The sequence below is a fragment of the Curvibacter sp. GW821-FHT09D12 genome (genome assembly GCF_059416245.1).
Genome location: NZ_JBWKOU010000007.1, coordinates 154,946 through 179,768 on the forward strand (window position 1 = coordinate 154,946; position 24,823 = coordinate 179,768).

The window sequence follows — 24,823 nt, forward strand, 5'->3', positions numbered from 1 at the left end:
AGGGTTGAAAAATTGATTATCCAGTCAGGAAAAACAAAACAGCAAGACCTTTGTCCCGGCCTCAAGCACCGGGATAAAAAGGTTTGCCCAGCGATGCCGGCATGTTCACGCGGATCCAGACCGGGTTGCGCGAGATCAGGGCCAGCACCACCACGGTGGCGAGATAGGGCAGCATGCTCAGGATCTGGCTGGGCACGTTGACCCCCACCCCCTGCAGATGAAACTGCAGCATGGTGACGCCACCGAACAGATAAGCCCCAAGCAACACCCGTGCCGGGCGCCAGGTGGCGAAGGTGGTCAGGGCCAGGGCGATCCAGCCGCGGCCGGCCACCATGCCCTCCACCCACAGCGGGGTGTAGGAGATCGAGATGAAGGCGCCGGCCAGACCGCACAGCGCCCCGCCCACCACCACCGCGCCCAGCCGGATGCGCCGCACCGGGTAACCCAGCGCGTGGGCTGACTCGGGCGACTCGCCCACCGAGCGCAACACCAGGCCGGCGCGCGAGCGGTACAGGAACCAGCTCAGGGCCAGCATCATTGCGATGGCCCCATAAACCAGCGGGTGCTGACGGAACAGGGCCTGGCCCAGCAGCGGGATGTCACCCAGCAGCGGAATCGAGAACTGCGGCCGCTCGGGCAGCTTGGCCTGCACGTAGTTGATGCCGGCAAAAGCCGAAAAGCCCACGCCGAACAGGCTCAGGGCCAGGCCGGTGGCATATTGATTGGTGTTGAGCCAGATCACCAGCACACCGAACAGCGCCGCCAGCAAGGCCCCTGCGCCCATGCCGGCGGCAAAGCCCAGCCAGTCGCTGCCGGTGTGCGACACGGTGGCAAAACCGGCGATGGCCGCGCACAGCATCAGGCCCTCGGCGCCCAGGTTGACGATGCCGGCCTTTTCGTTGATCAGCAGGCCCAGGGCCGCAATGGCCAGCACGGTGCCCGCATTCAGCGTGGCCCCCAGAAGCAATGCATAGGACTCCATCAGCGGGCCCCTCCTGTGGAACGCGTGGTGACAAAACGGACCCGGTACGCAATCAGCGTGTCACAAGCCAGCAAAGAGAACAGCAGCAAACCCTGGAACACGCCGGTGAGCGACTTGGGCAGGCCCAGGCGCGACTGCGCCAGCTCGCCACCGATGTAGAACATGCTCATCAAGATGGCCGAGAACACCATGCCCACCGGGTGCAGGCGCCCCACATAGGCCACGATGATGGCGGCAAAGCCGTAGCCCGCCGGCACATAGGGCGTGAGCTGACCGATCGGGCCCGCCACTTCCAGGGCTCCGGCTAGGCCGGCCGCGCCACCCGACACCAGCAACGCCAGCCACAGGGCCTTGCGGGACGAAAAACCCGCGTAGCGCGCCGCGGCCGGGGCCAAGCCGCCCACCTGCTGGGCAAAGCCCGCCTTGGTGCGGAACAGAAACACCCACAGCGCCGCCGAGCCGGCCAAGGCGATCAGCAGCCCCACGCTGACGCGTGAGCCTTTCATGAGGCGCGGGATCTGGGTCGCCGCGTCAAACATGCGGGTCTGCGGAAAGTTGTAGCCTGCCGGGTCTTTCCAGGGGCCAAACACGAGGTAACTGAGCAGTTGCACCGCCACGTACACCAGCATCAGGCTGACCAGGATCTCGCTGGCATTGAAGCGGTCACGCAGCAGGGCCGTGATGCCGGCCCACACCATGCCGCCCACCACGCCGGCCAGCAGGATGGGGACGATGATCCAGCTGCCCGTGCCCTTGTCGGCCAGCAGCGCGACGCCGCCCGCGGCCAGGGCCCCGATCACAAACTGGCCCTCGGCCCCGATGTTCCAGACGTTGGAGCGGTAGCACACCGCCAGGCCCAGGGCGATCAGCAGCAGCGGCGTGGCCTTGACCATCAGCTCGCCGATGGCATAGGCGCTTTTCAGCGGCTCCCAGAAGAACACCTGCAGCCCACGCAGCGGGTCTTTGCCCAGCAGCATGAACAAAGCCACGCCGATCAGCACGGTGATGGCCAGGGCCAACAAGGGCGAGCCCAGGCCCCACCAGCGCGAGGCCTGCGGCCGGGGTTCAAGCTTGAACATGGCTCACCTCCGCTGCGGCGCCGTCGGCCTGGTCCAGTTCGGCCAGGTGGGCCTGCACGTCTTCATTCCAGAGTCCGCTCATCCATTCGCCTATCTTTTCCACTGTGGCCTGGGTGCGCGCCACCGAGGGCGACAGACGGCCCTTGGCGATCACATGCAGGCGGTCACTGATCTCAAACAACTCGTCCAGCTCTTCGCTCACCACCAGCACCGCGCAGCCGGCATCGCGCAGGGCCAGGATCTCGCCACGGATCTGGGCCGCAGCCCCCACATCCACCCCCCAGGTGGGTTGCGAGACGATCAGCAGCCGGGGCTTGGCGTCGATCTCGCGCCCCACGATGAACTTCTGCAGATTGCCGCCCGACAGCGACTTGGCCGCCGCCTGGGGCCCACCGGCCTTGACGTTGAAGCGACGGATGATGTCGGCCGCCTGCGCCTCCAGCGCCCCCAGCTTCAGCCAGCCGCCACGGCCCACGGCATCGTTGCGGGTCAGCAGCAGGTTGTGCGCCAGGCCCATGGTGGGCACGGCCCCGCGGCCCAGGCGCTCCTCGGGCACAAAATGCAGGCCCAGCGCGCGACGGCGCTGGGGCGGCAACTGGCCGGCCGCCTGGCCGGCGACGGTGATGGAGGCCGGCGCGGCGCGCGTGTCTTCGCCCGAAAGGGCGTACAGCAACTCCTGTTGGCCATTGCCCGAGACGCCGGCAATGCCCACCACCTCACCCGCACGCACGTCGAGGTTCACGTCGATCAGGTCGACCCCAAACTGGTCCTGGCGCGGCAGCGACAGGCCCGACACCCCCAGCACCGTGGCCCCCAGCTTGGCGGGACGGTGCTCCAGGGCCGGTGGCTCGGCCCCGATCATCAGGCGCGACAGCGAGGCGTTCGACTCTTCCGCCGGCTTGCAAACCCCGGTCACCTTGCCGCCACGCAGCACGGTGCAGGCCGTGCAGAGTTCACGGATCTCATGCAGCTTGTGGCTGATGTAGAGGATGCTGCAGCCTTCGGCCGCCAGTTTCTTGAGCACCACAAACAGCTTCTCGACCGCTTGCGGGGTCAGCACCGAGGTGGGTTCGTCCAGGATCAGCAGTTTGGGGTCGGTCAGCAGGGCGCGGATGATCTCCACCCGCTGCATCTCGCCCACCGACAGGGTGTGCACCGGGCGGCTGGGGTCGATGTCCAGCCCGTATTCAGAGGCCTTCTGGGTGATGCGGCGCGTCACTTCAGCCAGCTTGAAGTGCTTGTCCAGGCCCAGCCACACGTTTTCGGCCACGGTCAGGGTGTCGAACAGGCTGAAATGCTGGAACACCATGCTGATGCCCAGGGCCCGAGCCTCCTGCGGGTTGCGCACGTTCACGGGCTGCCCATTGAACAGCACCGAGCCCTCATCGGGCTTGACCGAGCCGTAGATGATTTTCATCAGGGTCGACTTGCCGGCCCCGTTCTCACCCAGCACGGCATGGGTTTCGCCAGGCAGCACGGTCAACGAGACCCCGCTGTTGGCCACCACCGAGGGGTAGCGCTTGGTGATGCCCTGCAGCACCAGACGGGCGCTGGGCGGGGGGGAAGCGTGCGTGTTCATGCCGCGGATTTTCTCAAAGTTTGGCGGGTCACAAGGGGCTCCTGTGGGGGATGGGTTGCTATTCTTTTCGAAGCGAGGCGGCCACTGACTTGACCCGGTCGCGCAGCCAGGCCGCCGCCACCGAGGTGTGCGTGCGTTCGTGCCAGAGCTGGTAATACATCAGCCGCGGAAAAGACACCGGGCAGGGCAGGATGCGCAGCGGGTAGCGGTCCACAAAGCGCTCGCAGAATTGGCGGCCCGTGGTCAGCACCAGCAGGCTCGAGGCCACCATGGCCGGGATCAGGCTGAAATGCGCACAGCGCGCCGTGATCTGGCGCTGGATGCCCAGGGTGTCGAGGTGATCGTCGATCACGCCCCGCGCACCGGGGTGGGTGGGCGTGGGGGCAATGTGTTCAGAGGCCAGCCAGGCCGCCTGGTCCCAACCCCGGCGCACCGCCGGGTGCTCGGCCGCCACCAGGCACACCACCTCGTCGCCGAACAGGCGGCCCATGTGCAGGTCGTCGGGCGGTTTGGGCCAGTTGCCGATCACCACATCGAGCTGGCCCTGGGCCAGGTGGGCGTGGTAGTGGGTATCGGCCGACAGCGGATGGATCTCGATCTGGCAGAACGGCGCCTGCACCTTGATCTGCGACACCAACTGAGGCAGGAACAGCGGATCGAGGTAATCGCTCGCGGCCACCCGGAAGGTGTTGCTCGCCGTGCGCGGGTCAAAGCCACGCACATCGGTGAACAGCACCTCGGCCGCCCGCAGGATGCTGGCAGCCGGCTCCACCATGCGCAGGCCGGCGTCGGTGGGTGTCATGCCCGAACCCGAGCGCACCAGCAGCGGATCATCGGCCAGATCACGCAGGCGCTTCAGCGCCGCCGAGACGGCGGGCTGGTGCATGCCCAGACGGATGGCGGCGCGAGAAACGCTGCGTTCGGTTAACACGGTGTGCAAGACCCTTATCAAGTGGAGGTCTATCTTGTCGAAAAGGGCTTGGTCTCTCATAGCAGGGGCTGCATTCTTGTCATACGTCAACGCTTATGCTGGCGACCGTGGCTCGCCCTACCCTCTGAACCAGACGGCAGTCACCCAGGGGATTTCCCCAGGCCGCCAAACACCACTCCAGGGATCACACACCACCCATGCAACACAGACCGATTCGCTTTCTGCGCCGTGGCCAGCTTGTCTCGCTGGGCAATGTAACACCCACTCACACCCTGCTGGAACTGCTCAGGGAAGACCTGCACTGCACGGGCACCAAGGAAGGCTGCGGCGAAGGCGATTGCGGCGCCTGCACCGTGGTGCTGGGCGAGCTGGACCCAGCGCAAGGCCCTGATGCAATCAAATACCGTGCCATCAACAGCTGCATCCGCCTGGCCCACTCGATCGACGGCATGGCGCTCTGGACCGCCGAGGACCTGGCACAGGACCCACTGATCCAGCCCGAGGCCCCGGCCGGCGATGAGCCCCCCACCGACAACGCCTTGCATCCGGTGCAGCAGGCCCTGGTGCAGTGCCACGGCTCGCAATGCGGCTTCTGCACCCCAGGCTTCGTGATGAGCCTGTTCGGCCTGTACCAGAACCAGGTCTGCCAGCAGGGCCAGCCCGTCAGCCGGGCCCAGGCCGTGGAGGCGCTGTCGGGCAATCTGTGCCGCTGCACCGGCTACCGCCCGATCTTCGATGCCGCCGAGAGCATGGCCGACCTGCCGCGCCGGCGCGTGGATGAGGCGGCGCTGGCACGCCAGTTGCGCGCGCTGCAAGCAGAACCGACCCGCGGCGACGACGCCCCCACCTACCTGGCCCCCACGTCATTGCAGGCCTTGTTGCAAGCGCGCCAGGCGCACCCGCAGGCCCAGGTGGTGGCCGGCTGCACCGATGTGGGGCTGTGGGTGACCAAACAGCACCGCCTGTTCGAGCAGGTGCTGGACGTGACCCGCGCGGCCGAGCTGCGACGCGTCGAGCCCTACCCACACCACATCGCCATCGGTGCGGCCGTGCCGCTGGCCGATGCCTTTGCCGCGCTGGAGGCCGACCGCCCCGGCCTGCATGGCTTTGCCGCCCGCTTCGCCGGCCTGCCGGTGCGCAACTCGGGCACCCTGGGCGGTAATGTGGCCAACGGCTCGCCCATCGGCGACTCGATGCCGCTGCTGATCGCCCTGGGCGCCAACGTGGTGCTGATGCGCTGGGAGCCGGCCCAGGGCAGGCGCCCGGGCCGCATCGTGCACCGCGAAATGCCGCTCGAATCGCTCTACACCGGCTACCGCCAGAACGTGATGCGCCCCGACGAACTGCTGGCCTGGATCAAGGTGCCCCGGCCCCGACCCGGCGAGTTGCTGCGCGCCTACAAGATCTCCAAACGGCAGGACGATGACATCTCGGCCGTCTGCCTCGTGCTGCGGCTGCACCTGGCCCATGGTGAGGCCGGTAGCGTGGTGCAAAGTGCCTCTGTCGGCGTGGGCGGCGTGGCCGCCACCCCGATGCGGGCAAGCGCCACCGAGGCCGCGCTGAACGGCCAGCCCTGGACCGAAGCCACCGTGGCCGCGGCCACCGAGGTGCTGCGCGGCGAGTTCTCGCCCATCTCCGACATGCGCGCCAGCAGTGCCTACCGCCGCGAGGTGCTGGGCAACCTGCTGCGCCGCCTGTGGCTGGACAGCCAGGGCCTGCAGACCGTGGAGCTGCAGCGCCTGGACCCGGCCGCCCTAGACTCCCTGCCCCCCCTGCCTGATTCCGTGACCCCGAAGGAGGCCGCATGAACGCCCGCCCCCACGTCCCCCCCCACACAGCGCCCCAGACACTGGCCGCCGGCCGATCCCAGCAACACGAAAGCGCTGCCGCCCAAGTGGCCGGTGCCGCCACCTACATCGACGACCTGCCCGAGGTGCGCGGCACCCTGCACGCCGCGCCCATCCTGTCGCCCGTGGCCCATGGCCGCCTGCGCGGGCTGGACACCCGCGCCGCCCTGGCCGTGCCCGGCGTGCACGACGTGATCGTGTCGGCCGATGTGCCCGGCGACAAGCTGCTGGCGGCCTTTGCCCACGACGAGCCGGTGTTCGCCTTCGACACCGTGCAGCACGTGGGCCAGGTGATCGGTCTGGTGGTGGCCGACAGCGTGATGGCGGCCCGCCGCGCCGCCCGCCTGGTGAAGGCCGACATCGAGGCCCTGCCCGCAGTGCTGACGCCGCGCGCCGCGCACGCGGCCAAGCGCTATGTGTTGCCCCCGGTCACGGTGCGCCGCGGCGAGCCCGAGGCGGCCCTGCAAGGCGCCCTGCACACCCTGAGCGGCAGCCTCGAAGTGGGCGGGCAAGAGCACTTCTACCTGGAAGGCCAGATCGCCTACGCCCTGCCGCTGGAACAGCACCAGTGGTGGATCTACTCCAGCACCCAGCACCCCGGCGAGGTGCAACACTGGGTGGCCCACGCCCTGGGCCTGGCCAACCACGATGTGCGGGTCGAATGCCGGCGCATGGGCGGGGGCTTTGGCGGCAAAGAGACCCAGGCCGGCCATCTGGCGGTGTGGGCCGCGGTGGCCGCCAACAAGCTCAAGCGCCCGGTCAAGCTGCGCCTGGACCGCGATGACGACTTCATGGTCACCGGCAAGCGCCACCCCTTTGCCTACGACTACACGGTGGGCTTTGACGAGCGCGGCCGCCTGTGCGGCCTCCAGCTGCAGATGCTGGCCAACTGCGGCTTCAGCGCCGACCTCAGCGGGCCGGTGGCTGACCGCGCCATCTTCCATGCCGACAACGCCTACTTTCTCGAGGACGTCGAGATCGTCTCGTACCGTTGCAAGACCAACACCCAAAGCCACACCGCGTTCCGCGGCTTCGGCGGCCCGCAGGGCGTGATCGTGATCGAGAGCATCCTGGGCGACATCGCGCGCCACCTGGGGCTGGACCCGCTCGATGTGCGGCGCGCCAATCTTTACGGCATCGACGAACGCAACGTCACCCACTACCAGATGACGGTCGAGGACAACATCCTTGACCCGCTGATGAGCCGCCTGGAACAGACCGCCCGGTACCGCGAGCGCCGCCAGGCGATCGCCGCCTGGAACGCCCGCGAGCCGGTGCTCAAGCGTGGGCTGGCCATCACGCCGGTGAAGTTCGGCATCTCCTTCACCGCCACCCTGTTCAACCAGGCCGGAGCCCTGGTGCACGTGTACACCGACGGCAGCGTGCTGGTGAACCACGGCGGCACCGAAATGGGGCAAGGACTGCACACCAAAGTGGCGCAGATCGTGGCCGATGAACTGGGGGTGCGCTTCGAGACGGTGCGGGTGAGCGCCAGCGACACCGCCAAGGTGCCCAACGCCAGCGCCACCGCGGCCAGCAGCGGGACTGACCTGAATGGTCGGGCGGCCCAGTTCGCGGCCCGCCACGTGCGCGACAACCTGGCCAGCTTCGTCTGCGGGCTGGACGGCTGTGGCGCCGGGGCCATCCGCTTCATCGACGGGCAGGTGATCTCGCCCGTGGCCACCCGGCGTTTCGAGGATGTGGTGCAGATGGCCTATGCCAACCGCATCCAGCTGTGGAGCGACGGTTTCTACCGCACCCCCAAGATCCACTACGACAAGACCACGCTCACCGGGCGGCCCTTCTATTACTTCAGCTATGGCGCGGCTTGCACCGAGGTGGCCATCGACACCCTGACCGGCGAAAGCCGGGTGCTGAAGGTGGACATCCTGCACGACGTGGGCCACAGCATCAACCCGGCCATCGACATCGGCCAGATCGAGGGCGGCTTTGTGCAGGGCATGGGCTGGCTGACCACCGAGGAACTGGTCTGGAACGACAAGGGCCACCTGGCCACCCACGCCCCCAGCACCTACAAGATCCCGGCCACCGGCGACATCCCGGCGCACTTCAAGGTGGACCTGTGGCCCGAACCCAACCGCGAAGACAACGTGCTGGGCAGCAAGGCCGTGGGCGAGCCCCCGTTCATGCTGGCCGTCAGTGTGTTCGAGGCGCTGAAGGACGCCCTGGCCCAGGCGCGCAGCCTGGCGGGGCGCCCGGGCCCGGTGCAACTGGAGGCCCCGGCCACGGCAGAGCATGTGTTGCAGGCGCTGAACCTGCCTTGAAAATGCCAGGTGAGATCGACACAGGCATGGGCCTGTCAGGCCATGCAGAGACTCAGCCGCTCACCACCGACTGACTCGCCCGGGTGATCACCACCTGGTTGCGCCCGGCGCGCTTGGCCTGGTAACAGGCCATGTCGGCGGCGTGCAGCACGGCGGCCACATCGGGGTACTGCGGGCCCAATTCGATCAGGCCGACACTGCAGCCGATCGCGTGGGCCTGGGGGCCCTGGTCGATGGGCAGATCAGCAGGCAGGTTGACAGACAGCTCAATCGGCAAGGCCTCGATGTGGCTGCGCAAGGCCTCCGCAATCTGGCTGGCGCGCTCCAGTGTGCAGCCCGGCAGCAGCAAGGCAAATTCGTCTCCGCCCAGGCGCCCCACCGTGTCGGTCTGGCGCACCAGGCCTTCCATGGTCCGGGCCACCTGGCGCAGCACCTGGTCGCCAGCCGCGTGACCGGCCTGGTCGTTGACGGCCTTGAAATGGTCCAGGTCGACAAACAGCACGCAGCCACCGGTCTCACCCGCGTCGTCTCGCGAGGGGGCCGCCGACCCGGCCTGCGCCGGGCGCTGCAATTGCAATTGCAATTGCAATTGCAATTGCAGCCGGTGCTCCAGTTCCCGCCGGTTCACCAGACCGGTCAGGCTGTCGTGGCTGGCGCTCCAGGACAGGGCACGCCGCGCCTCGCGTTCGGCGGTGATGTCGTCAAAGATCCAGATCGTGCCGCCCTCGGGGTCGCCCGGCACCACGCCACGGCCCAGCATGTGCACCCAGAAGTCATGCCCGTCCTTGCGTCGGAACATCAGCTCACCATCAAAAAAGCCCTGGCCACCAAATTGCTCGCGCACCTGGCGGCCCAGTTCCTCGTAAGCCGCTTCGGTGGGGTACAGCACCCGGGCCGGCTGGCCATGCAGCTCGCCCGGTGCATAGCCCATCATGGCGCTGGCCCGATGACTCAACAGCTCCAGCGTGCGATGACGGGTCACCACGATGCCCACCGAGGCATGCTCCAGGATGGCCTCCAACTGCCCCACCATCACCCGCAGGCTTTGTTGTTCACGCTCTTGCGCCATGGCCACCTGGCGCAACATGGACACCAGCTCGCCCAACTCGCCACCCACTTGGGGCCAATTGCTCTTGGCCGGCACCGAGCGGTCCAGCACCTGGTGCATGCGCTGCAACACCTCACTGATGGGTCGCGTCAGCCACAGGATCAGCCAGCCGCCCAGGGCAGCGCATGCCAGGGCCACGCCCGCCGTCAGCCACCAGGCCCAGCGCCCCACCTCCTGGTAAGGGGCCAGCGCCTGCTGCAGGGGCGTGACACGGGCCACGGCCCACGGGGCCACCGACAGGCCGGCCAGGCTGCTCAGGTGCTGGGCATCGCGCTGGCTCAAGGCTTCGGGCGCCATCCCGCTGCCCTGCGTTTCCCAGCGCGGCAACAGCGCCTCCAAACCCGGTTCATCATGGGCCTGGCCCAGCAGGCGTGACGGGCTGGGATGGGACAGCAGCACCCCTTGCGCGTTGAAGACCATCACCGACATGCCCGCCAGCGAGGCCCGGGTGAGTTGGGGCGGCAAGAGCTGGGAGGAATACAGCGACACCCCGCCCACCAGCACCGACTGGATCTGGCCCGCGCCATTCTTCAAGGGCTGGGCCAGCAACACCAACGGCTTCTCTTCAGGCCAGCGCCCCACGGGGGCCCACACATGGGCCTGCCCGTCTGCCAGGGCTTGCAGGCGGACCTGCTCGACCGCAGAGTCCAGCAACCGGGGCAGCGACGGGGCCTGCGCATGGCGCAGCAGCGGCACCCCATCGGCACGGGCGAGGTCCAGAAAATCGAACACAGAAAAGGCCTGGCGCTGTTGTGCCCAGGCCGTGGGCAGGCTGCCGGGGTGCTGCAGGCGCTCAGGGCTAACGTCTTGGCCGAGTTGCAGCAGCAAGGCCTCGATGTGCTGCAAACGGGCATCGAGCAGGGCCGCCTGCAATTGCACTTCCTGCGCCTGCTGGCGGCCGGCGCTGCCCAAGGCCTCGTGTTCGCTGGCCTGAAGGATGAAGAAAACGGACACCGCGCTGGCCAGCCAGCCCGACAGCACGGCCACCACCACCACGCGCAGCTTGAGTGTGTCGGTGGCCCGATGCAGCCCCGTGCCCAGGCGCCGTGCCCAGCGTGTCCAGGTCACGACCGCACGCTCCGGTCCACCACAGCGACTGTCTTGACACACATCCAACAGCGATCGGGACAAGACACCAGCAAGAAGAGCTTCCGCATTTGTAACAAAGCGTCAACTATACGGAGTTGTGCGCAACACGACCAGACAGTCTAGGGACAACCCCTAGCGATCCACCGGCCCGCAGCCGGCGAGCACTCAACCGCCCGCCAGGCTTTGCAGACCGCCGGGATCCAGCAAGGTCAGGTTGCGCCCGGAACCGGCGATCAGGCTGCGCTCGCGCAGGTGGCGCAGCACCCGCGACAAGGTTTCAGGGGCAATGCCCAGTTCGGCCGCGATCAGGCGCTTGCGCTGGTTCAACAGCACGTTCACCACGCCCTGGCTGGCCTGCTCGGCATGGTTGAGCAACCAGCGCGCACAACGCGCTTCGGCGTCCATGGCCAGGCGGCTCACCGCCAGTTCAGTCTGCTGGCGCTGGGAGCGCGACACATCCTGCAGCAGCTTGCGGGCGGGCGGGGCCAAGGTGGCCAAGGTGCGTTGAAAGGCCGGCAGCGGCATGCGGCGAACGATGACCGGTGTGTCGCTCATGGCGTCCACCACCTCGGGCAGCCCCAGCACGGCCGAAGCGGCCTCCAGCCAGAACGGCCCTTCGACCACGCCCAGTTGATGGCTCATTTCAGTGCCGTCGTACAGGCCGAGCACCACGCGACCTGAATCAACAAAGTGCACCCAGGGTGAGGTGGTCTGGCGTGCGAGCAAGACCTGACCCGGAGGGACAACCTCGTGTTCGAGGGACAAACCGAAATACTCAGAGGGCAACATGGGGACGACTTTGCCCGAGCCGCCTGCGCCCGATATTGAGGCATGTCAAAGGGGCTGACTGCGCCACAGCCCGCCGTCGCACGGGCTTGATCAGACTCCGTGCCTGGCCAGGGGCTCAGCACGCGCTGAAGCGGCAGAGCCTGCTCATGATCTCGCACGGGCCCCTGGGAGATCGTGAACAGGCGCTCAGCCCCCCAACCGGGCCAGCGCCGCCACGCGCTCCACCTGGCGGGTGGAGACCAGGATGGCCCCCTCCGGGTTGCGCAACATCGCCTGCCCCAGGCGCTGTGCCACAGACAGGCCTGCCGCGCCAGGATCGGCCAGGTAGCCATAGGTGAGCTGCAGGGGGCGCCCCGCCGCCAGCACCGTATCGGCCTGGTGCTGCGACAGGCTGTCGCGCACCTGAACCACCGGGCACAAGACCCCATGGGTGGCCAACATGGCGGCGACGGCCGGCGCCTCACCCGCCACGCCCCAGGCGCCGATCTGCCCTTGGGACTGCAGGCCTTGCAAGAACTTCAGCCATTCATCGCAGGCGATCTGGCCAGCCACCGGTTCGTGCAGCAACAGCAATTCGACCCGCTCACGGCGCAAGCGGCGCAGGCTGGCTTCAAAGCTGCGCCGGGCCCGCTGTACCGAGCCGTCGACCACGGCGCGGTTCAGCACGGGCAACACCTTGCCCAGCAACTTGCGGGCATACAGGTCGGGAACGGTGGCCCGGGCGCCGGCCGGCGCGTACAGGCCCACCTTGGTGGTCAGCGTGATGCGTCGCGCCAGCTCGCCAGGCAAGGCGCCCAGCGACGCCTCGGCCACGCCATTGCCGTACATCGGCGAGGTGTCGAAATGGCTGAAGCCCGCCTCGATGGCCGCCCGCAGCAAGGCCTGCCGGTCGGCTTCACGGGCCCGATGGTGCAGGCTGGCCGTTCCGAACACCAGGCGGCTGAGCCGCAGAGGGGTGCCGGGCAAGGTGATCTGGCGCATGGGTGCTGTCCTGTCTGAAACCGCCTGGGCGGAGAAGGTCGGTGAGGTCGCGGCAGGGGCTTGCTGCAGGTCGCCCAGGTGGCTGGCCAGGCGCAGGCCCAGGGCCACCGCCAGCAAGGTGGGATTGGCTTCGCCCGAGGTGGAGAACACGCTGCTGGAGGCGATGTACAGGTTGTCCACCCCGTGCACCCGGGCATTGCCGTCCACCACGCCCTGGGCGGGATCGGCGCTCATGCGGGTAGACCCGATCTGGTGGAAGCCATCGGACGCCTGCTCGAACACATGGGCCGCACGCTCAGCCTCGGGGCGTTCGTAGGCCAGATGCCCCAGGCCGGCCGCCCGCAAATCCTGGTCGAGCAAGGCATGGGCGTGCAGCACGGAGTCGATGTCTTGCGGTTGGTAGCGGAAATCGATCTTGAGATCGCCCTGGTCGTTTTGCAACGTGACACGGCTGTCGGCATGGGGCACCTGCTCGGCGTGGTAATCCAGGGCGTAGGTACCGCCGGCGTTGCGCAACACAAACCCCGGCTTGCGCACCGCAGACAGGTAGCGGTGGCGCAGGATGTCGATCACGTCCAGGGCGGCCCGCCAGGGCCGGCGCGCGATGTTCAGGCCGTGGGCCAGCCAGCGGTAGGGCGGAGGACCGATGTGCTTGAGGCGCATGGCCTCGGCCACCAGACGGCGGCCGATGGGCGCGATTGCCAGCCCCATGAACACCGCCGACAGCGTGGGGTTGCGGTGGCTCGCGTCGTAGAACGGCGGGTTGTCGATGTAGAACGAGGTGTTGAGCAGGCCTTGTTCGCGCTGGGTGGCGGCGCTGGGGGTCAGGCGCCGGCGCACATAGGTGCCGCAGGCATCGCGGCTGAAGTCCAGCCAGCGCACATCTTGCGGCCGCGTCAGGACCAGGCGGGCAATGCTGCCCATGATGTGCCCCATGTAATACCGCCCAAGCGGCCCTTCGGGCCCGCCAAACAGCGCCGGCTGCTGGCGCTGCGCCTGCAGCAGCAGGCGGGTCACCCCCAGCGCCCCGCCCGCCAGCACAAAACGGCGGGCGCGCACGCAGAGGGCCTGCCCCTGGTGGCTGGCCCGAATGCTCTCGAGGTGCTCACCGCAGGGGCTGAAGCCCAGCGCCTCCACCCGGGCGTCGAACAGCAGGTCCAGACCGGGCACCGCGAGGGCCTGCTGGCCCAGGCTGCCGATCAGGCGCGGTTGATGGGACCAGCGCTCCAACTGGGTCAACTCGAAGCGGGACAGCTGACGCACCGGGCCCTGGGCCTCGGGTGGCAAAGGGCGTCGAAACTCCGACGAGCCGCAATCCACACAACGCGCCGCCGCCTCGTACCAGGGCTGGACGTCCGCCCAGCTCAAAGGCCAGGCCACCCCGGGTACCTGGGCACGCGGTTCGAAGTCATGGGCCTCGAAGGGCACGCAGCGGCCGCCCCAAAGCCAGGTGGTGCCGGCCAGGCCGGTGTGGGTGGCCAGCGCCAGCGGGGCATGGTGCTGCGGCCGCACCAGGCTGGAGCCGCTCCAGTCGGGCGCCGACTGGGCAGGGTCCTGACGGCCGGCCTCAAGCACCAGCACACGCAGGCCGCGCGCCTGGGCAGCCAGGGCCAGCGACAGCCCCACAGGCCCGGCCCCCACCACACACAGGTCATAGGCATCGGCCTCACTCGGGGGCTGTTGCAGCACGCTCATGATCGCCCCGGGCTCAGTGACGGGTGTCGGGCTGACGCAGCACGAAGCGCTTGAGGCGCTGCATCTGCCACTCCCGCAGGTAGCGGCGGAATTCGGGGTTCTCGTAGCGCGGCAGGCCCTTCAGCGCGGACCAGAAGTAGCTGAAGATCATCAGCAGGCCACCGATCACCACCGGCTTCTCGCGCATGCGGTTCAGGCCGGCCGCGATCGCATACAGCGGGTGATAGCCCATGTACCAGTTGCCCCGGCCCCAGCGCAGGCGCCCTTCGTAGATGTGTTTGTCCGACGAGCCCATGATGCGGTGGTGCCACAGCCAGGCCTGGGGGTCGTAGAAGGACTCGGTCTCCCAGCCTTTCATCCAGGCCATGTGCACATCGATGCCATCCCAGGACAGGTGCTGCACAAACCCCCCGATGGCCTCGAAGGCCTCGCGGCGGTACAGCTTGAACTGGCCTGCCACCTGCTCGGCAATGTGACTTTCCTCGATGTAGCGGCCCTGCTCGAAACGAAACACCTTGCCCGACACCGCCGCCAGGCGTGGGTTGGCCTCGAGCCGCTGCAGCATGTGTTCGATGTAGTGCGGGCCAAAGGACATGTCGCCGTCCAGCTTCACGATGAAGGCGTAATCCAGATGCTGGATGTGCTCCATGCCAAAGTTGAAAGCCGCCACCACACCGCCGCCGAGCTTGCGAAAGCCCCGGTTCTGACGCGGCACCAGCCGGATGAAGGGATAGCGTTCGGCGTACTCGCGCACGATGTCGGGGGTTTCGTCGGAGGAGCCGTCGTCGACCAGGATCCACTCCACGGGGCGGCAGGTCTGGGCCACCATGGCATCCATGGTCAGGCGCAGGTACTGGGCCTCGTCACGCACCGGCGAGATGACCACCATCGGGACCACACGGGGGTTGAGGGCGGGGGGTGCCTCCACGGGCTCCAACTTGAAATCGGATGTCATCTCGGAATGCTTGAGTTGAGTGAGGCAGAGGTCAGACGCGGGCGGTCCATCGGCGCCCGAAGGCTTGTCGAGGTCGGGGCCACCCGACACGCTGACGGCCCTGCATTTTACAGTTTGCAACAATATGGGCCGCCAAAGTGACCGACCAGGAGAGGAAGCAAATCACGAAACCCGGGATCGGTGCCCCATGCACTGACAAAACTGATCCATCCTGTCCCTTGCCCCCCGCCATGCCCGTCAACCCAGAATCCACCACCGCGCTGCCGGCACTGCTGCAAGGCCGCCAGCAGATCGCCCGGCTGCAGGCCGCCCTGGCCCAGGCCGGCCTGGGCCTGCGCCCACCGCCGCCCGAACCACAGACCTGTTGCGGACGCGGCTGCAACGGCTGCGTGTGGGAAGGTTTTTATGCCGCGCTGGCGTTCTGGCGCGAGGATGCCGAGGCCTTGCTGTCGGGCTCGGAAAACAGCTGAAGGATCAGGCCGCGCAGCCAGGCCAGACCCGGATCGGCTTCGAAGCGGGCGCTCCAGTGCAGTGCCACATCGAAGTCGCGCAGCGCAAACGCCGGCTCGACCACCGCATAGCCCCCCTGCCCGGCAAAGCCCAGCGCGATGCTGCGCGGCATCAACACGGCCAGATCGGTGGAGCGCACGATGGCTGGCAGCACCATGAAATGCTCGGTCGTCAGGCGCACCCGTGCCTCAAGCTTGAGCAATTGCAGGATGCGCAAGGGATTGGTGTGCGTGCGCACCGCGACAAACTCCAGTTGCTGCAACTCGTCCAGCAGGGCCTGCGGGCTGCGCTTGCGCCGCGTGAAAGGGTGGCCGGCACGCAGCAGCACGATGTAGCGATCGCTCAGCATGACGGCCTGGCGCGTGTCCTTCACGCTGGGCAGAAAGCCGAATGCCACGTCGATGCGGCCCTCGTCCAGGGCCTGGGCAATGGTGTCGGGGGGCAGCGGCCGGGTCTCGAGGCGGATGCCCGGGGCCCGCGCCTGCACTGCCGCCATCAGCTCGGGCAGAAAGCGCGCCTCACCGATGTCGCTCATGTGGATGCGGAAGCTGCGCTGTGACTCGGCGGGGTCGAAGCGCTCGCTTTCATTGAGGGCGGCCTCCATCAGGCTCAAGGCCGCCTGCACCGCGCGCGCCAGGCGCTCGGCACGCGGCGTGGGCGCCACGCCGCCCGGGGCCCGCACAAACAGGGCATCCTTCAGCAGCAGGCGCAGGCGGGTCAGGCCCTGGCTGGCGGCGGGCTGGGTCAGCCCCAGGGCTTCGGCCGCCCGGCTCACGCTGCGAGCCCGGTAGATGGCGTCGAACAGGCGCAGCAGGTTGAGGTCGATGTCGTGCAGCTTGAGCATGGGTAGGGCCCGCCTTTCATGCATTCAATGCATACCACTTAGTTGGCTCATTTTATTGATGGATATTGCCAGCCTGCCGATGATGGCGCCCATCAAGGAGACAGCACGGTGGAAGTTTCATTCAGCAAAGAGGTAGAGCAGTTGCGCCTGGGCGCCGGGGCCGAGTTCCATGGCGAGGGCATCCTGGCCATCACCAAGGGGCTGTTGCAGTCGGGGGTGGCCTACATCGGGGGCTACCAGGGCGCGCCGGTGTCGCACCTGCTGGACGTGATGGTGCAGGCCCGGCCCTACCTGGACGAACTGGGCGTGCACGTCGAGGCCTGCGCCAACGAGGCGTCGGCCGCCGCCATGCTGGGGGCCTCCATTCACTACCCGCTGCGCGGTGCGGTGACCTGGAAATCAATCGTCGGCACCAACGTCGCCGCCGACGCGCTGTCCAATCTGGCCTCGCCCGGGGTGACCGGTGGCGTGCTGGTGGTGGTGGGCGAAGACTACGGCGAAGGTGCCAGCGTGATCCAGGAGCGCAGCCACGCCTTTGCCCTCAAATCGGGCCTGCTGCTGCTCGATCCGCGGCCCGAGCTGGGCCACATGGTGCACCTGGTCGAGCAAGCCTTCTGCCTGTCGGAAGCCTCGAACATGCCGGCCCTGATGGAGCTGCGCATCCGGGCCTGCCACGTCAAGGGCAGCTTCACGGCACGCGACAACCAGGCGCCACCGGTGTCGACCCGGGCCCTGATGAGCGACCCGGCCGGCTTCGACTACATGAAGCTGGCCCACCCACCCGTGACCTTCCGACACGAAAAGCTCAAGAACGAGGAGCGCGTGCCGGCGGCCCGCCGCTACATCGTCGAGCACGGCCTCAACGAGCGGCACGACGGCCTGCACGCCGACCTGGGCCTGATCGTGCAGGGCGGCCTGTACAACACGCTGATCCGCACCCTGCAGCAGTTCGGACTGGCCGACGCCCTGGGGCACAGCGAGCTCCCGCTGCTGGTCCTCAATGTGGTGAGCCCCCTGGTGCCCGAGCAGTTGATCGCCTTTTGCAGCGACAAGCGCGCCGTGCTGCTGTTCGAAGAAGGCCAACCCGAATACATCGAGCAGGAACTGGCCACCCTGCTGCGCCGCCACGGCGTGAGCACCCCGCTGCACGGCAAGGACTGGCTGCCCATGGCCGGCGAATACACCACCGAGGCCATGGCCACGGGCCTGCGCCCCTTTGTGGCGCGCTACCTGCCGCAGCACGATGCCGGCGAGGCCGAACGCTGGCTGGCCGACAACGCGGCGCGGCGAGCGGCCGTGGCCGCGCGCCTGCAGGCCCCGCTGCCCAACCGACCGCCGGGCTTTTGCATCGGCTGCCCGGAGCGACCGGTGTTCTCGGCCCTCAAGCTGGCCCAGCAGCAGACCGGCGCCGTGCATGTGGCGGCCGACATCGGTTGCCACGCATTTGCCACCTTCGAGCCGTTTTCGATGGGTCACTCGATCCTGGGCTATGGCATGAGCCTGGCCAGCCGGGCTGGCGTGTCGCCCCTGATGCAGCGCCGCTCGCTGGCCATCATGGGTGACGGCGGCTTCTGGCACAACGGCCTGCTCACCGGGGTGCAGAGCGCGCTGTTCAATGGGGACGACGCCGTGCTGCTGATCTTCAAGAACGGCTACACCTCGGCCACCGGCACGCAGGACATCATCTCCACCCCCGGCGAAACCGCCAAGGAGGCCGCCAGCGACAAGCAGCAGAGCCTGGTGCACACCGACCAGACCATCGAGAACACCTTGCGCGGCCTGGGCGTGAAGTGGCTGCGCAGCGTGCCCAGCTACGAGGTGTCGACCATGCGCGACACCTTGGTGGAGGCGCTGACCAGCCCCTTCGAAGGCCTGAAGGTGATCGTGGCCGAAGGCGAGTGCCAGCTGGAACGCCAACGCCGCATCAAACCCTGGATCGCCAGCCTGCTGCAGCGCGGCCAACGGGTGCAGCGCGTGAAGTACGGGGTGGACGAAGACGTGTGCACCGGCGACCACGCCTGCATCCGCCTGTCGGGCTGCCCCACGCTCACCCTCAAGAACAACCCCGACCCGCTGAAAGTAGACCCCGTGGCCACGGTCATCGACGGCTGCGTGGGCTGCGGCCTGTGCGGTGCCAACGCCCATGCGGCCACGCTGTGCCCCTCGTTCTACCGCGCCGAGCTGGTGCGCAACCCGCGCTGGCACGAACGCTTGCTGCACCAGTGGCGCGGCCTGTTCACGCGCCGGCTGCAACGGGCCTGAGTGCCCCCCTTGCCCCCCACTCCTTTCACCGACCGGATCCCGACATGCGACGACAAGAACCCATCACCCTGCTGATCTGCGCCCTGGGCGGCGAAGGTGGCGGCGTGCTGACCGAATGGCTGGTCGACACCGCCCGCCGCGCCGGCTACGCCGCGCAAAGCACCTCCATCCCCGGCGTGGCCCAACGCACCGGCGCCACCACCTATTACCTGGAGGTGTTCCCGGTACCCCTGGCCCAACTGGGCGGCCAACGCCCCATCTTCAGCCTGAACCCGCTGCCAGGCCGGCTGGACGGCCTGGTGTCGTCCGAGCTGCTGGAGACCTCACGCCAGATCGCCAACGGGCTGGTCAGTGCCGAACGCACCCTGGTGATCAGCGCCAGCGGCCGCACCCTGACCACGCTGGAGCGCATGCAGCCGGGCGACGGCCGCCGCGACAGCGACGAACTGCTGGCCCTGCTGCGCGAACACAGCCGGGCCCACCATGTGCTGGACATGTCGGGGCTGGCCCGCCAGTCGCGCACGGTGGTGAGCGCCGTGATGTTGGGCGCCCTGGCCGGCAGCGGCCTGCTGCCTTTTCAGCGAGCCGACTACGAGGCCACGGTGCGGGCCGGCGGTGGGCCCGCCGAGGCCAGCCTGCGGGGCTTTGCGCTGGCTTGCGACGAAGTGCAGCGGCAACGCCAACAGCAGGGCCTGCTCGACGCCTGGCTACCCAACGCCCCGGCCACGGACCCCCAGGCCGAGGCCGACGCCGAGGCGATCAGCCGCGCCGCGCCGCCTGCGCTGCAGGATTTCCCGACCGCGCTGCACCCCCTGCTGACGCTGGGCCACGCCCGGGTCTGCGACTACCAGAGCGCGGCCTATGGCGAGCGCTACCTGCAGCGCCTGCGGGGGCTGCTGGCCGCAGAACGCGCCGCCGATCCCCACGCCCGGCACAGCTTTGCCGTCACCCGGGAGGCCGCCCGCTGGCTCGCCTTGTGGATGGCGTTTGACGATCTGATTCGCGTCGCCGACCTGAAAAGCCGCGCCAGCCGATGGCAGCGCGTGCGCGCCGAGGTGCAGGCCGGCGAAGACGAGTTGCTCAAGGTGTACGAGCACTTCAAGCCCGGGGTACCCGAAATCGCCGGCCTGCTGCCGGCGCCGCTGGCGGCCCGCCTGCTGGCCTGGGACCGGCGCCGCGCCCAACCCTGGTCGCTGGCCCTCAAGCTGGGCACCCACACGGTCACCGGGCTGCTGGCCTTGCGCGTGATGGCAAAGCTCAAGCCGCTGCGCGCGCACGGCAGCCGCTTTGCCACCGAACAGGCGCTGATCGATCAATGGCTGCAGGGCATCCATGCCGGACTGCAACACAGCTGGGCCAACGGCCACGAGCTGGCGCAGTGCGGGCGCCTGATCAAAGGCTACGGCAGCACCCATGAACGTGGCCAGGAGAACCTGATGCACATCCTGCGCCACTTGATCACGGCGCCGGCCGCCACCCTTTCAGCAGCACGACAGGCCGCCCTGAAAGACGAAGCCGGCCAGGCACTGGACGCCACCCTGCAGGCCCACGGCGCACCGGCGCGCCCACTGAAAGAGGTGCCCATCCGCTGGATGAGGCGGCCGCCGACCGCGGCCCGGCCCTGAGCCGACACAGGCCACCAGCCTCCCCCCGCGCTCATTGAACGAAAAACACAACACCACGGAGACAAAACAATGACCTCGACAAACCACCCCACGCGCAGCCCGGTCCGGGGCTCTGCCACCTCGCTCAGGCGCGCCAGCCTGCTCGCCTGGATGGTCAGCCTGAGCCTTGGCCTGGGCATGGCCCTGCCCTCACGCCCCGCCCTGGCGGCAGCCGGCGGCGATGCCGCGGGCTTTCCGAGCAAACCGGTGCGCCTGCTGGTGGGCTACCCACCCGGTGGCGTGGCCGACATCATGGCGCGTGCCATTGCGCCGATCATGGCCGAGGGCCTGAAGCAACCCGTGCTGGTGGACAACCGGGCCGGTGCCAACGGCAACATCGCGGCCGACGCCACGGCCAAGGCTGCGCCGGACGGCAGCACCCTGGCCCTGGTGACCACGGGCATCGAATCGGTCAACCCCTGGCTGTTTGGCAAAGTGCCCTTCGATGCGCAGAAAGACTTGCAGCCCGTGGGTGCCACCGGACGCGTGCTGCTGTTCCTGACCACCCGCGCCAGCCTGGCGCCCGACAATGTGAAAGACTTCGTGAGCCTCGCCAAGAACAGCCAGCCGCGCCTGTCCTTTGGCTCGGCCGGGGCCGGCAGCACGCCACATCTGGTGGGCGAGTTGCTCAAGCAGAGTGCGGGCTTCGAGGCGGTGCACGTGCCCTACCGTGGCGCGGCACCGGCTTTGCAGGATCTGCTGGCCAGCCAACTGGATTTCTTCATGGACCCCGGTATTTCGTTTGCCAATGTGCGCGCGGGCAAGCTGAAGATGCTGGCCGTGGCCAGCGCCCGGCGCTCGCCCCTGTTCCCCAACGTGCCCACGCTGGAAGAGTCGGGCATCAAGGGGGTGGACTACGACACCTGGTTCGGCCTGTACGCACCGGCCGGCACGCCGCCCGAGGTGGTGGCCCGCCTGAACCAGGAGTTGAACAAGGCCTTGTCCCAAGCCTCGGTGCAGGAGCGCTTTCGCGAACTGGGTGGCGAGGCCACGCCAGGCACACCCGCGGATTTCAAGGCCACGGCGCAGCGGGAGATGAAGGTGTTTCCGGGCTTGATCAAGGGGCTGGGGATCAAGGCTGAATGAAATGGCCCCCACGCTCCCTCACTTCGTGTGGTCGCTGCCCCCCAAGGGGGCCCAGCCCGCCTTGGGGCGGCCCGGCGGCGGGCTGATGTAGCCCCCACGGTCGCGCACTTCGTGTCACTCCCACGTGTGGCCGCGAGGGGCGGACGCACTTCACGCGTCCCAGCTCCCTTTGGAGCGCGTCGGCTGCATGCCCGGGGACCGCTGGCAGGCCTCAATCTGGTGTTCTGACCACGTTGGAGTTCAAGGTCTGACAGGGATGCGGGTGTCGGGTCAGGGTTATGCATTGGCGGCATGGGCTCAGCCGGACTTGGCATTTCTCTTGCATGACGCTTACAACAACAATACCGCCCACCGCGCCACAGAAGCCGCACGTGCTCTCTGAGGGGTCACGGGCGTGATTGGGCGCTGGGCTGGGGTTTTCCTGGGTCCGGGGCGGGCGCGGGTGGCAGAACATTGGCATTGCAAACGGCAGGGCGGCGCGCGCCACACATGCTGAAAGCCAGGCATCAGGGACTTGTTTTCTTTTCAAGGTTTTTCACATGAGCGCTCTCAAGTCTTTGTCCCTCAGCCATCGGCTCAGCCTGGGTTTCGGCAGTGTGCTGGCCTTGCTGCTGCTGGTGGTGGCGGTGGACCAATGGTCAGCCAGGGATCTGCACGGAAGGCTGCAGCGCATCACCAGCACCAACGCCGAAAAAACCCGCCTGATGAACAACATGCTGCAGGACGTGGACTCGCTGGGCCTGAGGGGCCGCTCGGCGGTGATGCTGTCTGAAAGCGACACCAAACGCTCGACCGAGCAGGCCGACAAGCTCAAGGCCACACAAGACCAATACCTCAAGCAGCAGACCGAACTGGCCGCCCTGGCCCAGGCCAATGGGGCCCAAGCCGACGAGTTGAAGCTGCTGGACGACATCAAGGCCATCGCCGAAGCGACGCTGCCCGAGCTTCAGCAGTCGGTGAAGACGGCGCTGGAGGGCGACAACGTGGGTGCCTCGATCGCCATGATGAACCGGGTGGAACCCAGCGAGGTCAAGTGGCGGGCCCGCTTGAGCGATCTGATCGAGTACCAGAACCGCCTGAACCAGGCCGAGGCCCAAGGGGCCGAAGACAGCATGGCCCGGGCCCAGATCACCGCCGGCTTGCTGGTGTTGATCTCGATCACGGTCGGCGTGCTGGTGGCCTGGCGCATCACCCAGAGCGTGACGGCGCCGATCGGGCGGGCCGTGGTGGTGGCCGAACGCATTGCCGCGGGCGACCTGACCTCTCAAGTGGAGGTGCGCATCCACGACGAAACCGGCCGCCTGTTGGAGGCCATTGCCGCCATGCAGCAGCGCCTGCGTGAGCTGGTGGGCGAAATCGGCGGCACTGCCGAATCGATCAAGGACGCCAGCGCCGAAGTGGCCGCCGGCAACCTGGACCTGAGCCAGCGCACCGAAGAGGCGTCGCACAACCTGCAGACGGCGGCCCACACACTGACCGACCTGACCCAGATGGTGGGCCACAGCACGGCCTCGGCCCGCGAGGTGAACCGCCTGGCGGCCACCGCCTCGACCCACGCGATCAGCGGCGGGCAGATGGTGTCCGAGGTGGTGCAGACCATGGAAGGGATCAGCGTGAGCTCCCGCAAGATCGCCGACATTGTGGGCGTGATTGACGGCATCGCCTTCCAGACCAACATCCTGGCCCTGAACGCGGCGGTGGAAGCCGCACGCGCCGGCGAACAGGGGCGCGGCTTTGCCGTGGTGGCCAGCGAGGTGCGGCGCCTGGCCGGCCACGCCACCAGTTCGTCCAAGGAGATCAAGGGCCTGATCACCGACAGCGTAGAGCGCGTGGCCGTGGGCGAAGACCTGGTGCGCCGTGCCGGCGAGACGATCAACGAGCTGGTGAGCTCGGTACAAAACGTGTCCTCGATCATGTCCGAGGTGGCGGCCGCAGCCGATGAGCAGAGTGGCCGCATCGCCGACATCAGCTCGACCGTGGGCAAGCTCGATGAGGTGACCCAGCAAAACGCGGCACTGGTCGAGGAAAGCGCGGCGGCAGCCGACAGCCTGCGCGATCAGGCCCACCGACTCACGGACATCGTGCACACCTTCCGCCTCAGCCGCGACACACCGGTCGCCGCGCCAACACCGGCCGCAGCAAACCGGCCGGCCCCCACCCCGGCCCTGGCGCGTGCCCCGCAGCCGCTGCGGCTGGGCTGATCAGGCCGAGGCCGCTTTCTGGCCCACCTCGAAGTTCGACAGCCGCTCCAGGGCCTTCACCATGCCCGAGTGGTCCCAGGCCGCACCGCCCTGCGCCACACAGGCGCTGAACAATTGTTGAGCCTGTGCCGTGGCGGGCAGGGCCAGCCCGAGGGCGCGGGCGCTGTCCAGTGCCAGGCGCAGGTCCTTCTGGTGCAGGGCAATGCGAAAACCCGGTTCGAAGCTGCGGCGGATCATGCGCTCGCCATGAACCTCCAGAATGCGCGAGGCGGCAAAGCCGCCCATCAAGGCCTGGCGCACCTTGGCCGGGTCGGCGCCAGCACGTGAAGCAAACAACAGGGCCTCGGCCACGGCCTCGATGTTGAGCGCCACCACGATCTGATTGGCCACCTTGGTGGTCTGCCCGGCACCATTGGGCCCCACCAGCGTGATGTTCTGCCCCAGCAGCTCGAACAGCGGCTGAGCCCTGGCAAAGGCGGCTTCGGGCCCGCCGACCATGATCGACAAGCTGCCCTTTTGCGCGCCCACTTCGCCGCCGGACACCGGGGCGTCGAGGTACTGGCAGCCGAGCTGCTCGATGCGCCGGGCAAAGTCCTGCGTGGGCAGAGGGGCAATCGAGCTCATGTCGATCACCAGCTTGCCTGGGCTCAGGCCCAGAGCCAACCCGTCGTCGCCAAACAGCACCTGCTCGACATCGGGGGTGTCGGGCAGCATGGTGAAGACGATGTCGGCCCGCTCGGCCACGCCGCGTGCGCTGAGGCATTGGGTGGCCGGGGTGTCGGCCAGCGCCGCCGGCACCTTGCCGCGGGTGTGCACAAACAGCTGATGGCCACCACGGATCAGGTTGAGGCACATGGGCGTGCCCATGATGCCCAGGCCGATGAAGCCGAGTTGAAGCGGTTTTTGAGTCATGAGAGGTCTCCGTTGTCAGGTCAG

Annotated in this window: 17 protein-coding genes; 7 read left to right on the forward strand and 10 right to left on the reverse strand. The window is 68.0% G+C overall.

What is annotated here, in order from left to right; all coding sequences use genetic code 11:
• Nucleotides 1–61 precede the first annotated feature (61 nt).
• The 4 genes from AC07PT_RS13670 to AC07PT_RS13685 are packed head-to-tail and all read right to left on the reverse strand — an operon-like array spanning nt 62 to nt 4,631.
• Nucleotides 62–982 (reverse strand): ABC transporter permease, encoded by a 921-nt coding sequence (locus AC07PT_RS13670; RefSeq protein WP_494656961.1) that lies wholly within the window; start codon nt 980–982, stop codon nt 62–64.
• Complete coding sequence (locus tag AC07PT_RS13675; protein WP_494656962.1) at nt 982–2,061, reverse strand: ABC transporter permease; 1,080 nt, start codon at nt 2,059–2,061, stop codon at nt 982–984. The genes AC07PT_RS13670 and AC07PT_RS13675 overlap by 1 nt, the downstream gene beginning before the upstream one ends.
• Nucleotides 2,048–3,640, reverse strand: a complete 1,593-nt coding sequence (locus AC07PT_RS13680; protein WP_494656963.1) for an ABC transporter ATP-binding protein — start codon at nt 3,638–3,640, stop codon at nt 2,048–2,050. The genes AC07PT_RS13675 and AC07PT_RS13680 overlap by 14 nt, the downstream gene beginning before the upstream one ends.
• Nucleotides 3,641–3,698: 58 nt before the next feature.
• On the reverse strand, nt 3,699–4,631 hold the full coding sequence (locus AC07PT_RS13685; RefSeq protein WP_492347856.1) for a LysR family transcriptional regulator: 933 nt from the start codon (nt 4,629–4,631) through the stop codon (nt 3,699–3,701).
• A 137-nt stretch (nt 4,632–4,768) separates the two neighbouring features.
• Here AC07PT_RS13685 and xdhA point away from each other — a divergent pair, with 137 nt between their 5' ends.
• Together xdhA and xdhB are read left to right on the forward strand one after the other, a co-directional pair.
• Nucleotides 4,769–6,379, forward strand: coding sequence for a xanthine dehydrogenase small subunit (gene xdhA, locus AC07PT_RS13690; RefSeq protein WP_494656964.1), 1,611 nt, complete (start codon nt 4,769–4,771; stop codon nt 6,377–6,379).
• Nucleotides 6,376–8,703 carry a xanthine dehydrogenase molybdopterin binding subunit gene (gene xdhB, locus AC07PT_RS13695; RefSeq protein WP_492347854.1) on the forward strand — a complete coding sequence of 776 codons (2,328 nt, stop codon included), beginning with the start codon at nt 6,376–6,378 and terminating at the stop codon, nt 8,701–8,703. Before xdhA ends, xdhB begins: the two co-directional genes overlap by 4 nt.
• A 52-nt stretch (nt 8,704–8,755) precedes the next feature.
• Here the strand turns inward: xdhB and AC07PT_RS13700 are convergent, their stop codons facing one another.
• From AC07PT_RS13700 to AC07PT_RS13715, 4 genes are all read right to left on the reverse strand, one after another.
• Nucleotides 8,756–10,879: a sensor domain-containing diguanylate cyclase gene (locus AC07PT_RS13700; RefSeq protein ID WP_494656965.1), complete on the reverse strand. Its 2,124-nt coding sequence runs from the start codon at nt 10,877–10,879 to the stop codon at nt 8,756–8,758.
• Between the two features lie 186 nt (nt 10,880–11,065).
• Nucleotides 11,066–11,689 carry a Crp/Fnr family transcriptional regulator gene (locus tag AC07PT_RS13705; RefSeq protein WP_492347852.1) on the reverse strand — a complete coding sequence of 208 codons (624 nt, stop codon included), beginning with the start codon at nt 11,687–11,689 and terminating at the stop codon, nt 11,066–11,068.
• A 186-nt stretch (nt 11,690–11,875) separates the two neighbouring features.
• Nucleotides 11,876–14,365: an aldo/keto reductase gene (locus AC07PT_RS13710; RefSeq protein WP_494656966.1), complete on the reverse strand. Its 2,490-nt coding sequence runs from the start codon at nt 14,363–14,365 to the stop codon at nt 11,876–11,878.
• Nucleotides 14,366–14,378: 13 nt separating this feature from the next.
• The gene (locus tag AC07PT_RS13715) at nt 14,379–15,320 is read right to left on the reverse strand and encodes a glycosyltransferase family 2 protein (protein WP_492347850.1); all 942 of its coding nucleotides are present in this window, start codon (nt 15,318–15,320) and stop codon (nt 14,379–14,381) included.
• A 230-nt stretch (nt 15,321–15,550) separates the two neighbouring features.
• Here AC07PT_RS13715 and AC07PT_RS13720 point away from each other — a divergent pair, with 230 nt between their 5' ends.
• Nucleotides 15,551–15,790 carry an oxidoreductase-like domain-containing protein gene (locus AC07PT_RS13720; RefSeq protein WP_494656967.1) on the forward strand — a complete coding sequence of 80 codons (240 nt, stop codon included), beginning with the start codon at nt 15,551–15,553 and terminating at the stop codon, nt 15,788–15,790.
• Here the strand turns inward: AC07PT_RS13720 and AC07PT_RS13725 are convergent.
• Nucleotides 15,724–16,674: a LysR family transcriptional regulator gene (locus AC07PT_RS13725; RefSeq protein WP_492347848.1), complete on the reverse strand. Its 951-nt coding sequence runs from the start codon at nt 16,672–16,674 to the stop codon at nt 15,724–15,726. The genes AC07PT_RS13720 and AC07PT_RS13725 overlap by 67 nt on opposite strands.
• A 108-nt stretch (nt 16,675–16,782) precedes the next feature.
• On the opposite strand from AC07PT_RS13725, the gene AC07PT_RS13730 reads away from it, so the two are divergent.
• The 4 genes from AC07PT_RS13730 (at nt 16,783) to AC07PT_RS13745 (ending at nt 23,887) form a co-directional block, all read left to right on the forward strand.
• Nucleotides 16,783–18,936, forward strand: coding sequence for a thiamine pyrophosphate-dependent enzyme (locus AC07PT_RS13730; RefSeq protein WP_492347847.1), 2,154 nt, complete (start codon nt 16,783–16,785; stop codon nt 18,934–18,936).
• Between the two features lie 44 nt (nt 18,937–18,980).
• Nucleotides 18,981–20,561, forward strand: coding sequence for an indolepyruvate oxidoreductase subunit beta family protein (locus AC07PT_RS13735; RefSeq protein WP_494656968.1), 1,581 nt, complete (start codon nt 18,981–18,983; stop codon nt 20,559–20,561).
• 69 nt (nt 20,562–20,630) lie between these two features.
• Complete coding sequence (locus tag AC07PT_RS13740) at nt 20,631–21,686, forward strand: Bug family tripartite tricarboxylate transporter substrate binding protein (protein ID WP_494656969.1); 1,056 nt, start codon at nt 20,631–20,633, stop codon at nt 21,684–21,686.
• A gap of 539 nt (nt 21,687–22,225) precedes the next feature.
• Entirely contained in the window at nt 22,226–23,887 is a 1,662-nt protein-coding gene (locus AC07PT_RS13745) for a methyl-accepting chemotaxis protein (protein ID WP_494656970.1), read from the forward strand.
• Here AC07PT_RS13745 and AC07PT_RS13750 read toward each other — a convergent pair whose 3' ends face one another.
• Nucleotides 23,888–24,799 carry a 2-hydroxy-3-oxopropionate reductase gene (locus tag AC07PT_RS13750; protein WP_492347843.1) on the reverse strand — a complete coding sequence of 304 codons (912 nt, stop codon included), beginning with the start codon at nt 24,797–24,799 and terminating at the stop codon, nt 23,888–23,890. It abuts the gene before it with no gap.
• Nucleotides 24,800–24,823: the final 24 nt, after the last annotated feature.

Bases quoted from the DNA above. Each gene is read 5' to 3' on its own strand.
- AC07PT_RS13670 (WP_494656961.1), bottom strand. From the start codon at position 982: ATGGAGTCCTATGCATTGCTTCTGGGGGCCACGCTGAATGCGGGCACC.
- AC07PT_RS13675 (WP_494656962.1), bottom strand. From the start codon at position 2,061: ATGTTCAAGCTTGAACCCCGGCCGCAGGCCTCGCGCTGGTGGGGCCTG.
- AC07PT_RS13680 (WP_494656963.1), bottom strand. From the start codon at position 3,640: ATGAACACGCACGCTTCCCCCCCGCCCAGCGCCCGTCTGGTGCTGCAG.
- AC07PT_RS13685 (WP_492347856.1), bottom strand. From the start codon at position 4,631: ATGAGAGACCAAGCCCTTTTCGACAAGATAGACCTCCACTTGATAAGG.
- xdhA (WP_494656964.1), top strand. From the start codon at position 4,769: ATGCAACACAGACCGATTCGCTTTCTGCGCCGTGGCCAGCTTGTCTCG.
- xdhB (WP_492347854.1), top strand. From the start codon at position 6,376: ATGAACGCCCGCCCCCACGTCCCCCCCCACACAGCGCCCCAGACACTG.
- AC07PT_RS13705 (WP_492347852.1), bottom strand. From the start codon at position 11,689: ATGTTGCCCTCTGAGTATTTCGGTTTGTCCCTCGAACACGAGGTTGTC.
- AC07PT_RS13710 (WP_494656966.1), bottom strand. From the start codon at position 14,365: ATGAGCGTGCTGCAACAGCCCCCGAGTGAGGCCGATGCCTATGACCTG.
- AC07PT_RS13715 (WP_492347850.1), bottom strand. From the start codon at position 15,320: ATGACATCCGATTTCAAGTTGGAGCCCGTGGAGGCACCCCCCGCCCTC.
- AC07PT_RS13720 (WP_494656967.1), top strand. From the start codon at position 15,551: ATGCCCGTCAACCCAGAATCCACCACCGCGCTGCCGGCACTGCTGCAA.
- AC07PT_RS13725 (WP_492347848.1), bottom strand. From the start codon at position 16,674: ATGCTCAAGCTGCACGACATCGACCTCAACCTGCTGCGCCTGTTCGAC.
- AC07PT_RS13735 (WP_494656968.1), top strand. From the start codon at position 18,981: ATGCGACGACAAGAACCCATCACCCTGCTGATCTGCGCCCTGGGCGGC.
- AC07PT_RS13740 (WP_494656969.1), top strand. From the start codon at position 20,631: ATGACCTCGACAAACCACCCCACGCGCAGCCCGGTCCGGGGCTCTGCC.
- AC07PT_RS13745 (WP_494656970.1), top strand. From the start codon at position 22,226: ATGAGCGCTCTCAAGTCTTTGTCCCTCAGCCATCGGCTCAGCCTGGGT.
- AC07PT_RS13750 (WP_492347843.1), bottom strand. From the start codon at position 24,799: ATGACTCAAAAACCGCTTCAACTCGGCTTCATCGGCCTGGGCATCATG.